This window comes from Thermoleptolyngbya sp. M55_K2018_002 (assembly GCF_015295965.1).
In the GTDB taxonomy this organism is placed as follows: domain Bacteria; phylum Cyanobacteriota; class Cyanobacteriia; order Elainellales; family Elainellaceae; genus Thermoleptolyngbya; species Thermoleptolyngbya sichuanensis.
Genome location: NZ_DVEA01000076.1, coordinates 1 through 11,862, shown reverse-complemented (window position 1 = coordinate 11,862; position 11,862 = coordinate 1). Strand labels below are relative to the sequence as shown.

The 11,862-nt window shown below is 57.8% G+C and carries 9 protein-coding genes and 2 pseudogenes; 4 read left to right on the top strand and 7 right to left on the bottom strand.

All coding sequences use genetic code 11. From position 1 onward, the window contains the following. Positions 1–321: 321 nt before the first annotated feature. The 3 genes from IGS51_RS03735 (at position 322) to IGS51_RS03725 (ending at position 3,302) form a co-directional block, all read left to right on the top strand. Positions 322–1,311 (top strand): GNAT family N-acetyltransferase, encoded by a 990-nt coding sequence (locus tag IGS51_RS03735; protein ID WP_297076065.1) that lies wholly within the window; start codon positions 322–324, stop codon positions 1,309–1,311. A 299-nt stretch (positions 1,312–1,610) separates the two neighbouring features. Then, on the top strand, positions 1,611–2,918 hold the full coding sequence (gene thrC, locus IGS51_RS03730; protein ID WP_297076062.1) for a threonine synthase: 1,308 nt from the start codon (positions 1,611–1,613) through the stop codon (positions 2,916–2,918). A 108-nt stretch (positions 2,919–3,026) separates the two neighbouring features. Next, positions 3,027–3,302: a ubiquitin-like small modifier protein 1 gene (locus tag IGS51_RS03725; protein WP_297076059.1), complete on the top strand. Its 276-nt coding sequence runs from the start codon at positions 3,027–3,029 to the stop codon at positions 3,300–3,302. A gap of 93 nt (positions 3,303–3,395) precedes the next feature. Here IGS51_RS03725 and rnhA read toward each other — a convergent pair. The 3 genes and pseudogenes from rnhA to IGS51_RS03710 form a co-directional block, all read right to left on the bottom strand. After that, positions 3,396–3,854, bottom strand: a pseudogene (gene rnhA / locus IGS51_RS03720) (ribonuclease HI); the annotation flags it as partial. A 147-nt stretch (positions 3,855–4,001) separates the two neighbouring features. After that, the gene (gene gatC / locus IGS51_RS03715; protein ID WP_297076053.1) at positions 4,002–4,295 is read right to left on the bottom strand and encodes an Asp-tRNA(Asn)/Glu-tRNA(Gln) amidotransferase subunit GatC; all 294 of its coding nucleotides are present in this window, start codon (positions 4,293–4,295) and stop codon (positions 4,002–4,004) included. A gap of 45 nt (positions 4,296–4,340) precedes the next feature. Continuing rightward, the gene (locus IGS51_RS03710) at positions 4,341–4,862 is read right to left on the bottom strand and encodes a photosystem I assembly protein Ycf3 (protein ID WP_068511273.1); all 522 of its coding nucleotides are present in this window, start codon (positions 4,860–4,862) and stop codon (positions 4,341–4,343) included. Between the two features lie 247 nt (positions 4,863–5,109). Between IGS51_RS03710 and IGS51_RS03705 the strand changes: the two genes are divergently transcribed. Next, positions 5,110–6,408 (top strand): hypothetical protein, encoded by a 1,299-nt coding sequence (locus tag IGS51_RS03705; RefSeq protein WP_297076050.1) that lies wholly within the window; start codon positions 5,110–5,112, stop codon positions 6,406–6,408. 109 nt (positions 6,409–6,517) lie between these two features. On the opposite strand, the gene IGS51_RS03700 is transcribed toward IGS51_RS03705, so the two are convergent. The 4 genes and pseudogenes from IGS51_RS03700 to ndhN form a co-directional block, all read right to left on the bottom strand. Further along, complete coding sequence (locus IGS51_RS03700) at positions 6,518–7,303, bottom strand: tryptophan-rich sensory protein (protein WP_297076047.1); 786 nt, start codon at positions 7,301–7,303, stop codon at positions 6,518–6,520. Between the two features lie 5 nt (positions 7,304–7,308). Further along, positions 7,309–9,204: a R3H domain-containing nucleic acid-binding protein gene (locus IGS51_RS03695; protein ID WP_297076045.1), complete on the bottom strand. Its 1,896-nt coding sequence runs from the start codon at positions 9,202–9,204 to the stop codon at positions 7,309–7,311. Between the two features lie 639 nt (positions 9,205–9,843). After that, a pseudogene (ldpA, locus tag IGS51_RS03690) lies at positions 9,844–10,860 on the bottom strand (circadian clock protein LdpA); the annotation flags it as partial. 322 nt (positions 10,861–11,182) lie between these two features. Next, positions 11,183–11,680 carry an NAD(P)H-quinone oxidoreductase subunit N gene (ndhN, locus tag IGS51_RS03685; protein WP_297076041.1) on the bottom strand — a complete coding sequence of 166 codons (498 nt, stop codon included), beginning with the start codon at positions 11,678–11,680 and terminating at the stop codon, positions 11,183–11,185. Positions 11,681–11,862: the final 182 nt, after the last annotated feature.

Genomic DNA, 11,862 nt, shown 5'->3' with positions numbered 1-11,862 from the left:
TGAGCGCCTCCTGCGGGGGGCGCTTTTTCGTGTGGGGAGGGTTTGGGCGGATTTTTTGGGCTTTCCTAAGTGACGCTGCCCATGAAATGACTAGAAGCCTCTCAAACGCTCAGACATCTAAAGTCGCACAAAGTCGCAAATCCAAAACCCAAAATCGAAAATCTAAAATCTAAAATGAGCCAGCCTTTCCCGTCCAGGCTTGCAGCGTGGTTATTGCAAACCTTTGTTGACCTGTGGATCGGGGCGATCGCCCTCTGGCTACTATTGAGCTGCTGCTGAAAATGAGCAACGATTAAACGCCACCCAGACCCACCCAGACTCATGGCCATTACGATTCGGGCAATGCAGGAAGCGGATTTGGCGATCGCCGATCACCTCTTCCGTCTGGCGTTTGGCACCTTTATCGGACTGCCCGACCCGCAAGACTTTGCCAGAACGACGAACTACATGAATCGGTGGTACCTGGACCCATCCGCCGCGTTTGTCGCAGAAGATAACGGTCAGATCGTTGGCTCAAATATTGCGGTGAACTGGGGCAGCTTTGGCGGGTTTGGCCCGCTCACCGTCCATCCCGACTACTGGAATCAGAAGGTAGGGCAGCAACTCGTCAGCGCTGCAATGGACTATTTTGCTCAGCATCAAATATCTCAGCTTGGCATCTTTACGTTTTCCAACAGCCCCAAACACCTCGCACTCTACGAGCGGTTCGGGTTTCACCCCCGCTGTTTGACGGCGGTCATGAGCAAGCCCGTTCAGCCTCAGAATGCCCAGCCCCCTCTTCAGTCCGTCCTGAGGTATTCAGAGTTGGCGGTGGCCACACAAGCAGACAGTTTGGAACGCTGTGCTGAACTGACCCACACAGTGTTCGAGGGACTTGACTTGAGCAACGAAATTCGCACCGTTGCCGCTCGCCACTGGGGCGAAACCGTGCTGCTGGAAAGCCGGGGTTCCCCTGTCGAAAATCAACATCTGGAGGGGTTTGCGATTTGCCATTGCGGAGAATGCACTGAAGCAGGCAAAGACGCTTGCTACGTGAAATTTGGCGTGGTGCGGTCGGACGATTCCCGTAGGGATCGCTTCGCGAATCGCGCGTCCCAATCCCTCGCCTCTCTGCTGCAAGCCTGCGAAGGTCTGGCGGCTCAGCGCGGACTCTCAACCCTGATCTGCGGGGTCAATACGGAGCGGCAGGGTGCGTACCAGCTTTTGCGGAGCCTGGGGTTTCGCATCGACATCCTGGGCGTGGCGATGCTCTGCCCAAACCAGCCTGCGTTTAACCATCCCGGTGCGTTCGTGTTGGACGATTGGCGCTAAGGACTAGAGGAAACGATGAAACCCTTGCTGAAATCTTCCTTACCTTAAATGCGGCAGGACTTACGCAGCGAGAAATTGTCTAAAACCCAGAAAGCTGATTGCAAGTGCGTAAGTCCTGTGCGGTTCAAATGCAGTGAAATTCGGGATTGAATCAAATCCCGATAAAAAAAGTCGGGTATGTTTGACGCTGTTTGTTGCCCATGCTACGATTCCTTGCATTGGGTGAAGGAAACCTGCAACCCTTTCCCAGACTTCATTTCACGCAAACCGAACGAGATATCACAGGACGAGACCCCTCCATGACGCTGGCAACCCACCCCACCCAAACCCGTTCCACCGCTGCTGCTTTTTCTGGCTTGAAGTGTAAAGAGTGCGGTGCAGAGTATGAAGCAAAGGCAATTCACGTTTGCGAATTGTGCTTCGGGCCGCTGGAAGTGACTTACGACTACGCCCACCTGAGCAAAGTCGTGACCCGTCAAACCATCGAAGCCGGCCCCAAGTCTATCTGGCGCTATCGCTCTTTCTTGCCCGTTGCAACGGATAACCTGATTGACGTGGGCACAGGCTTTACGCCGCTGCTGAAGGCAAACCGTCTGGCACGTCGCCTGGGTATCAAAAATCTCTACATCAAGAATGACGCAGTGAATATGCCCACCCTCAGCTTCAAAGACCGGGTGGTGTCCGTGGCGCTGACTTGCGCACGGGAACTGGGCTTTACGACGGTTTCCTGCGCTAGCACTGGGAACTTGGCAAACTCGACAGCGGCGATCGCCGCCCACGCAGGGCTAGACTGCTGTGTGTTTATTCCCTCTGACCTGGAAGCAGGCAAAGTCCTGGGTACGCTGATCTACGGGCCCACCGTCATGGCCGTTCATGGCAACTATGACCAAGTGAACCGCCTCTGCTCGGAAGTCGCCAATAGCCACGGCTGGGGCTTCGTGAATATCAACCTGCGCCCCTACTATTCCGAAGGCTCCAAAACCCTGGGCTATGAAGTCATCGAGCAGCTTGGCTGGCAACTGCCGGATCACATCGTTGCGCCGCTGGCCTCTGGCTCCCTGTTCACGAAAATTTACAAAGGCTTCCAAGAATTTACCAAAGTCGGCTTGGTGGAGGAAAAAGCGGTGCGTTTCAGCGGCGCTCAGGCAGACGGCTGCTCGCCCATTGCCCAGGCCTACCGCGAAGACCGCGACTTCATCACACCCGTCAAACCTAATACCATTGCCAAATCCATCGCGATTGGCAATCCGGCAGATGGGGTATATGCACTGGACATTGCCCGCAAGACTAATGGCAATATTGAATCAGTCAGCGATCAGGAAGTGGTCGAAGGCATCAAACTACTGGCCGAAACCGAAGGCATCTTCACCGAAACCGCAGGCGGCACTACGATCGCCGTTCTGAAAAAACTGGCCGAAGCAGGCAAAATCAACCCCGACGAAACCACCGTCGCCTACATCACGGGCAACGGGCTGAAGACCCAGGAAGCCGTCCAGGGCTACATTGGCGAACCCCTCACTATCGAACCCAAGCTGGAAAGCTTTGAACGGGCGCTGGAGCGGGCGCACACGCTGGGCCGCCTGGAATGGCAGCAGGTCACGGTTTAAGAGACCCAAATTCCTGGGGTTAGGGGCTAGACTGCTTGCTTCTCAGCTTCGATAACCCTCTGTTACCCTTTCACCCCGTTTACTCCTTTCACCCCAATTTTCTTAGCTATGTCTGTCAAAGTTCTCATTCCCACGCCGCTGCAACAGTTCACTGCCAATCAGGCGACTGTAGAAGTCGAGGGCGCGACGATCGCCGAATTGCTGGATAAGCTCGATGCGTCTTTTCCTGGGATCAAGGCCCGTCTGTGCGACGACCAAGGCAAACTCCGCCGCTTTGTGAACTTCTATGTGAATAGCGAAGATATCCGGTTTTTGGACGGCGCAAACACGGCGCTGAATGCAGGCGATGAAGTGAGCATTGTGCCTGCTGTGGCGGGCGGCTAGCTGGTCTAGCCAGTCTGCGCGGGGGCGATGGCGCTCTGCGTAGGTGCTTAGAACTCGACACAACACTCGACACAACACTCAAGAGACGGGGCCGATTTGCTGCAAGGGGGGCACTTGTCCTTGGGCAAAGGCACGGGCGATCGCATCACAGCGTTCGTTCCCAGCGTTGCCTGCGTGGCCGCGCACGTAAGTCCACTGAATCTGACGAGAATTCAGCGCGTCGAGCCGCTGCCAGAGTTCCTGATTTAACACTGCGCTACCGCTAGAGGTTTTCCAGCCTTTGCGCTTCCAGCCGTTGATCCATTGCGTGATGCCGTTGATCAGGTATTGGCTATCGGTGTAGAGCGGGATGGGCTGCGTTTGTCCGGTGGCTTTCAGGTATTCTAGCGCTGCGATCGCCGCCTGCATTTCCATGCGGTTGTTGGTGGTTTGGCGATCGCCCCCGCCCATTTCATGAACGCTGCCGTCTTCAAACACGACGAGCGTGCCCCATCCGCCCGGGCCAGGGTTTCCCGAACAGGCCCCGTCGGTGTAAATTGCTTGAATTTTCATGGTTTGTCCTGACGACTGGTGCTGTAGCGACTCGTGTTGTGACGATGCGGGATGTGACTGACCAAGACATAACCGGATCAGGACATAACTGTTCAGAACTGTTTAGAGCGAAACTGAATCTTAGAGCGAAACTGGATCGGAGCGGGACTAATCGCCCCCGCCCATAATCTGCGGCACTTTAAAGAACTCGCCGTCGCGATCGGGGGCGCTATCGAGAATCGCCTCGCGGTCGGGATAGGGCTGGAGCACATCAGGACGCACGACATTGCTCACGTCGATGGCGCGAGTCGTCGGCGGCACGTCGCGGGTATCCAGCTCATTCAGTTGCTCAAAATATTCCAAAATACTGCCAAGCTGCGTGGTGAACTGTTCCTCCTCAGCGGGTGTCAGCGCCAAGCGAGCGAGGTGGGCAACTTTGTGAACCTGTTCGCGATCGAGCATTTTTAGGAAAAAGGAAAAACAAAGAGACGAGGAGGGAAAAGCTTCTTAGAAAAATACGTCGATCTTCATGCGGCCGGTGGTTTTCAGCCAGTTTTGGGCTTCGATGTAGTTGTTGGGCGCAAGGCGGATGGCTCGCTCCCAGTATTCCGCCGCCTGGTCATAGTTTTTGTCGGCTTCGCTGGTGTTGTTCGCCAGTTCGGCCTGTTCGCCCAGGTAGTGGTAGATCACCGCAATATTGTTGAGCGCCTGCGGCATTCGAGGGTTCAGTTCTAGCGCTTGGTGGTAGCTTTCCAGGGCGCGATCGTGTTCGCCGTTGCTGGCGTAGATCAGCCCCATGTTGTATAGCACAAAGCTGCGATCGTAGGGGTCTTGCTCCAGCTTCAGCGCTTCCTCGTAGTTTGCCAGAGCTTCGGCATATTCCCCATCCGCCTGAGCCGACATGCCATCTCGATAGTAGGCAAAGGCTTCTTTGGCGGCCTTGTTCGTCGGCAGCACCTTGAGGATCAGGTCTGCCATGACGGTGAAGGTCTTATCAATGAAGTTGTCGTTGCGTTGAGATCTGGGCATAGCTGCGTTTGGGAAAAGCCTGGAAAATCCTATTTGCTACTTTATCGCTGATTTGCAACCTTTGGCCGGAGCGTTGGCAGGGGTTCCGAAAATCTACGGATTTGTCGATGATGGGCATCACGACCGGAGGGGGAAGTGAGTCATGCCGCAGGGCAAAGTGCAACCTCTCAGCCTTGGCTCCGAAACATTGTCACTTTGCTTCAAAAATTTCTAGAGTGAAGATAGTTTCTGGCTTAAGGGAAACGCTATGGCACTGGATGCCGAATTGATGAAAGCCGTCGAGCGGCTCAATTATCGAGTCACCGCAGGCGACCTGGCTTCGTTGGCAGGGCTGGACGTGAAGCGGGCCGAGCAAGGTCTGCTGGCGCTGGCATCTGAGGCGGGCGGGCACATGCAGGTGTCGGACGCGGGCGATATTGCCTACGTCTTTCCGCGCAATTTTCGCCAAGTGTTGCAAAATAAATACTTCCGGCTGCGGCTACAGGCCTGGTGGAGCAAGGTCTGGCGGGTGATGTTCTACCTGATTCGCATCAGCTTTGGGATTGCCCTGGTGGCCTCGATTGTCCTGATTGCGATCGCCATTATTGCCGCCATGCTGGCCCTCAGCGCCGCCCAGGGCGACAACGACCGCGACTTTGATGGCGGCGGCATGGTGACACTGCCCAGTATGTGGATTGGCCCCGACTGGTACTGGATTTTTCTGCCCGACACCGACCGCCGCTATCGCCGCGAACAGGCAGAAAACGCCAGCGATCCCAAAAATCAAATGAGTTTCCTGGAATCGGTGTTTTCGTTCTTGTTTGGCGATGGCAATCCGAATGCAAATCTGGAGGAGCGGCGCTGGCGGGCGATCGCCAATGTCATCCGCAACCAGCGGGGCGTAGTGGTTGCCGAGCAAGTCACCCCTTACCTCGACCAGATCAACACCGCAACCACCGACCTAGAAGACTACATGCTGCCCGTGCTGACCCGCTTCAACGGCCGCCCAGAGGTCAGCCCCACAGGCGAACTGGTCTACCACTTCCCCGAACTGCAAGTCACTGCCCAGCAGCAAAATCGCCTCTCGGTGGCGGCATACCTGAAGGAATTGCCCTGGCGCTTTAGCCAAGCGACATCTGGGCAACTGATGATGGCGGCTGGGCTGGGCGTGGTGAATATCGTCGGAGCGCTGATGCTGGGTTCCCTGCTGCGGAGCGGCGCGGCATCGTTGGGCGGCATCGTCGGCCTGGTCGGCGGTATTTATGGGCTGCTGCTGGCCTACGCGGCGGGTTTTCTAATTGTGCCGCTGGTGCGCTATCTGTGGATTCAGGGACGCAACAAGGCGATCGCCGCCCGCAACGAAATGCGCCAGCGTCGCGCCGAAGCGCTGAATCGCCTCGGGCCGAAAATTCAGGAAAAACTCGCCTTTGCCCAGCAGTTTGCGCTGGAATCTGTCGTGGATGAAGCCAACCTGGCCTACAACACTCAGGAAGACCTGACCGCGCAGGAACTCGCCCAGGCAGACAAAATCGATACGGAATGGCGCAGGCGGCTGGAGGGGCATTAGGGAGGACGGAAAAAGGAAGAATGAAAAACGAAAAATGAAAACCAGAACGTCTTCGTTCTTCCCTCTTCGTTCTTCCTTCTTCTCTCTTCGTTCTTCCCTTTTCCCTCCATCACTCAAACCGCTGCCTCGGCTGCCACAGGCTCCAGAAGACTAGTCCGGCCAGCAGAACTGCGCCGCCGATCGCCCCGAGTTGCACTAGGGGAAAGGCGGCTTGGCGGAGGGCGATCGCCCCATACGCCCAGATAAACACCAGCAGAAACGCGATGTCTCGCCGCTGGAAAAAGACGACAAGGGCGATCGCCGTGCCAATGATCAGCAGCAGCAGCGCCCACAGGTCGGGAGCGAGGCCGCCGCTCCAGTTGTTGGCAAACAGGGCCGAGGCAATGTTCACAATCGTCGCAACAGAAATCCACGCCAGGTAGATGCTGAAGGGAATGTGGGCATTCCAGCGGCGATCGCGCCCCACCCGATCGCGCCCAATGCCCAGCCGCAGATACGCCAGAATCAGCGACCCCAGGATGATCAGCATAGCCAAGACCGAGGCCCAAAACTGCCGGAATGTAAACAGATAAATCCATGCGATTTGGGCAACACAGGCGACGATCAGCAGCGCGTCTGCCTGCACAATGGCAGTGTCGCCAGTCTGGGCTGGGCGAATTTGGTAAATGCCGTAGGCAATCAGCCCGACGTAAATCACGCCCCAGATGATAAAGGCGTAGTTTGCAGGCAAGATTCGCACATCCCTCAGCAGCGTGTTGGCAAGTTCGCCCACGTTCACGCCGCCGGGGGGGTTGGTGTTGGACAGGGTGTTCACCCCTAGGGTAGCCAGGATGGCAATCGGGGTGGCGATCGCCAGCACCGTTCCCCCCGTTGATTTCTGCGTCGATGATTTCATAGTGCCTACGCTGGATAAATCCGCAGCCGTCGGTTTGGCTCTTCGCCAAAACTGGAGGACTTCAGGTGATAGTGTTCTACCAGTTCATGCTGCATCTTGCGAACTTTGGCGGAGCGAGGCAGCAGTTCCACGGGTTGCCCTTTGGGAATGACGATTTGCTCCACCGCGAGGCGAGCCTCCTCCAGTGCCTCGATTTCGTCTTCGTCGCCGCTGCGCGAAAACAGGTTGAGGTTAATCGGCTCCTCCAAAAACGCATCTTCCATCTTTAGCATCCGCTGGAGGGCGCGGATAATCTGCGGCATACTGTTGGACTTGACCGTAAAGATCGAAAGCTGGCGACTCTTGGCAATTTGCCGCAGCTTGGAGTGGTTCTTGATGTGCGATCGCAGCGCCAGCACCGCATCCGCCCCGTCTAGATCCTTCGTCAGCACGATGGGCAGGTTCATCGTGTGAATCACCTGTTCTACCAAATGCCGACTGACGGCGTAGGGGTAGATGTGCAGCGGCAAATCTTCGCCGTTGGGCCCTGCCGTGGGCACCTCGCCGAAAGGGTCCGCTTCCTCGCTCATGAGCGATCGCTCTAGCGAGTCGTTCAGCATCTGGTCAAAGGACTGGCGCTCCGGCGACATCCCGCCGCTGAACGAATCCGTATCACGGGGAAACCGCGCTACCCGGTCATAGCGGGGCGACGGCAGCGGCATCATCTGTCCCGACGATCGCCAGCCCGCCACCCGCGCCGCCCCCGTATCGCGCAAGGCCGTGCTGCTGTCGCCAAAGGGGAGCGATCGCACGGGTTTAGGGTCCAGCCCTTTGCCGCTCTGTTCGTGGGTAATGGTGATTTCGCCTGCGTCGTTGACCTGGCGCACCTGGGGATTGGGTACGCGCCCCCGCAGCAGCGCATCCACCGTGTCCGCCACCGACTCATGCACCACCCACTTTTGCCGCTCCAGCATTTCCACTGCAATGTCGAAGGTCGGCGGCGCTTTGCGCTCCAGCACGCTCTTTTGGCTACCCCGACGGCGGGCCTCTTCGTCGCCCAGCGTCACAGACTGAATCCCGCCCACCAGGTCAGAAAGGGTGGGGTTTTTCATCAAGTTCTCAATCTGGTTGCCGTGGGCCGTGCCGATCAGCTGCACACCGCGTTCGGCAATCGTGCGGGCGGCCTGCGCTTCTAGCTCCGTACCGATTTCGTCGATGATGATCACTTCTGGCATGTGGTTTTCCACCGCCTCGATCATCACCTGATGCTGGTTTTCGGGATGGGCCACCTGCATCCGCCGGGCCCGACCGATGGCGGGATGGGGAATGTCGCCGTCGCCGGCCACTTCGTTGGAGGTGTCGATGATGACGACGCGCTTTTCTAGCTCATCTGCCAGCACGCGGGCGATTTCGCGCAGGGCCGTGGTCTTGCCCACGCCCGGCCGCCCCAGCATCAGGATCGATCGCCCCGATTCCACTAGGTCACGAATCATGCCAATCGTGCCGTAGACTGCCCGCCCGACGCGACAGGTGAGGCCGATAATTTCGCCAGCGCGGTTGCGGATGGCGCTAATGCGGTGCAGGGTTTTTTCAATGCCCGCCCGGTTGTCGCCGCTAAAGATACCCACGCGGTCGATACAGTGCTGCAAGTCTGCCTTGGTGATGGCATCTTCGGAAAGATACTCAGACGTTCCAGGAAAGCGGGCTTCGGGGCGACGACCCAGATCCAGCACCACTTCCACCAGCACATTGCGCTGGGGATGCTGTTCCAGGCGATCGCGAATTGGGTCAGGCAAAATCGCCAGCAGTTGATCCAGGTCGTCGGTGATTTGCAGCGGCTGGGCGGGCTTGGCATCCGCGCTGGCCGCAGCGGGGGTAACGGAGGGGCGATATTCGGCAGAATCGTTCCCGTTGAATGTCATAGGTGGTTGCTAATAAATAACGAACAACGTTGGGGGAAAAAGCGCAGGTCGCGAACCGGACGCTGCCTCAAAACGAGAGCCAATAAAACAAGAGGCAATAAATTGAACAGGAGATTGAACAGGATTAAATCGAAACTGCTTGACGCTCATGGCCGGGTACCAAGGGGTTAAAAGGTTGGAAATCTTGGGGGTAGCGCTGAACATTAAAAACTTGTCAGGGCTGGAGGAGGGAGCGAGACACTTGTGGAAGCAGAATGCCAGCATTCATCCAGGCTTTAGCAAGACTGGCTCGACGGCAGGCGCATGGTGGGGGGAAAGCGGCGAGGGAGGGGCTGATTCAGTTGCTAAACTCAGGTCGGCATCTGCGGCAGGGGCGATCGCCAGTCCAGGCTGCGGCTTGAGTTGTGACACTAGGGCGATCGCCCGTGCTACGGCCTGCGCGAGTAAGTCTGGGTCATGTTCTAGATGTGCAACGTGTGCAACATGGGTGATACGGGCGACATGGGCAGGAGGGGGAGCGATCGATTCTGGCGGCGAACCTGAAAGCGGGTCATACCCCGCAGAATCGGGAGCAAGGTGAGGGAGGGCATCGGCGTGGGGAGGCGGGGAAGAAGCGCCAAGCAGCCGGGGGGCGATCGCATCTAGCTGGTCAAGGATGGGCGACAGCAGCACCCTGGCATAGCTGCCGTAGGCCACGCCTGCAATGAAGGTGGAAGCGGCGGGTTGGGGCAGATCCTCAGCGCGATGTGCGGAGCGATCCCGCCGGGCATCGCCCAGGGTAGATTCCTCAGACAACAAGCCCAGCGCCCGCAATTTCGGAACGGTGTGGTGATTCGTCCCGCCGGCCAACTGCACATAGCCCGGTAGCCCCGCCGCCAGCACCTTTTGTCCCAGCTTGACGGTGGCGCGAGTGGCTCCGGCTCCGATGTCGCCGCTCATGGGTCGCCCATCCGTCTGCCAAATCAGTGGACAGGGCAGCGGGCTATCCTCCGGAGAGATGTGCTGATAGAGCGATCGCAGATAGTCGATCAGCCCGTCGCCGTCGGGACAGCTAATCGCCACTAGCTTGAGCCTGTGAACCACGGGGGCGATCGCCCGCCACAATTGCCGAAATTCTGCCAGCCGCCCGACCTGCGTATGGATTTCCAGCGCGTCCACCTGCGCCAGCAGAGATGGAATCATTTCCGGCGTAATAGTGGTGGACTGGGTGGTAATGTGCTGAATCGGGCACAGCGGCAGACAGCGCCCACAGCCATAGCAGCGGCTCTCGATTACGCCAGAGTAGCCGCCAGAATATCCCTCAGTGGGGCGATTGAAGGTAATCGCCTGGGCAGGGCAAATGGTTTCGCAGGGGCGGGGACAGTCTGCCGGACAGCGGGCCGGGTCGAAGACCGCTTTGCGGAAGTGGGGATCTTCGCCGTCGTTGAGGCTGACCATGAGCCAGGGGAGGCGATCGCACCCCAGCCCTGCCGCCGCAGTCAGCCCTTCCTTTGCCGCATGGATGACCGCCGGGTCTGCCGCCACATCCACACAGTCGGCACCCGCCAGCGCATAGGCCAGAGTTAAATTCCGAATTGCAGGGAGGTGCTGAAAGCTGGCTCCGCAAATTAACTTGAACCAGCGACCCTCCCTTAAGGACTGCAAGGGAGTGTACAAATTGGTTGCCCTGACTCAGACCGCAGGGAAGCAAAGAACGAGGATAGCACCCTCTGGCGATGAACCCAGAGCTTGCTGTTAAACCATGCACCCGGATGGGGATCACCCACCTTGGCCCTCAGTGTACACCAAAAATGCCGTTTGCAAAGAGCGTCAAAACCTTTTGCAGCAAACTTTCTGGGTGGATTGTTCCCAGCGATCCCCAAATCTAGAGGCGATCGCCCTAAAGTGTCCCCAAAGCGGCCACATATCGCGGCTCGATAGCAGCCCGATCAGGTTCGAGAAACGATTGCGTTCGAGAAACGGTTGCCAAAGAATCTGGCTAAGCAGCCGCCAGAATGTCCTTCAGCGGTTTCCAGGTAAACTGGCGATCGCCCCCCATCTCCAGCACCACCTTGATGCGAGGGTCGGTCTGGGGCAGGGTCACCAAAAACTCTAGCTCGGAGCGCGACAGGATGTGCCCCTCCAGCATCCAGATCACCAGTCCCTTTGCGCCCTTGGGCAACACCTCAGCCTCGTAGGTGGCCACGGGCGGCACGAAGTAGCGATAGCCGACGGCCCCTTCGCGTCCCAGGTTCTTTTTGCCCAGGTGGGGCGGGCGCACCCCGTGGACATCCAGCAGGTAGGACGACAAATCGCCCAGCCCCCGCGCCGTAATGTTCAGAATCTTGTAGCCTGCGCCCCGCAGCCGTCGCTGATACCGCCCCTCCAGACCGCCCTCCAGCGGCACGTATACGCCCAGCGTCCCGGCTGCTTCTAAGGCACGAATGAAGGGCTTGCCAGAGGTAATTAGCGTGAGCGGATTGCCGAGGATAGACATGGGAGGAATCGGGGGTAAGGACTATGGATCAAAGGAGGATCAAAGAATCAGACGCAGAATCAAACGCAGAGCGGGCCAGACGCAACGCTAACCCTGACGAAACTCGACTAAACAAAACTTTAGCATGGGCCCGATCTGCGGTGCGTGGGGCAGCGATTAGATTTTGCTAGAGTCATGGCGGG

Coding starts and splice junctions, on each gene's coding strand:
- IGS51_RS03735 (WP_297076065.1), top strand. CDS start 322: ATGGCCATTACGATTCGGGCAATGCAGGAAGCGGATTTGGCGATCGCC.
- thrC (WP_297076062.1), top strand. CDS start 1,611: ATGACGCTGGCAACCCACCCCACCCAAACCCGTTCCACCGCTGCTGCT.
- IGS51_RS03725 (WP_297076059.1), top strand. CDS start 3,027: ATGTCTGTCAAAGTTCTCATTCCCACGCCGCTGCAACAGTTCACTGCC.
- gatC (WP_297076053.1), bottom strand. CDS start 4,295: ATGCTCGATCGCGAACAGGTTCACAAAGTTGCCCACCTCGCTCGCTTG.
- IGS51_RS03710 (WP_068511273.1), bottom strand. CDS start 4,862: ATGCCCAGATCTCAACGCAACGACAACTTCATTGATAAGACCTTCACC.
- IGS51_RS03705 (WP_297076050.1), top strand. CDS start 5,110: ATGGCACTGGATGCCGAATTGATGAAAGCCGTCGAGCGGCTCAATTAT.
- IGS51_RS03700 (WP_297076047.1), bottom strand. CDS start 7,303: ATGAAATCATCGACGCAGAAATCAACGGGGGGAACGGTGCTGGCGATC.
- IGS51_RS03695 (WP_297076045.1), bottom strand. CDS start 9,204: ATGACATTCAACGGGAACGATTCTGCCGAATATCGCCCCTCCGTTACC.
- ndhN (WP_297076041.1), bottom strand. CDS start 11,680: ATGTCTATCCTCGGCAATCCGCTCACGCTAATTACCTCTGGCAAGCCC.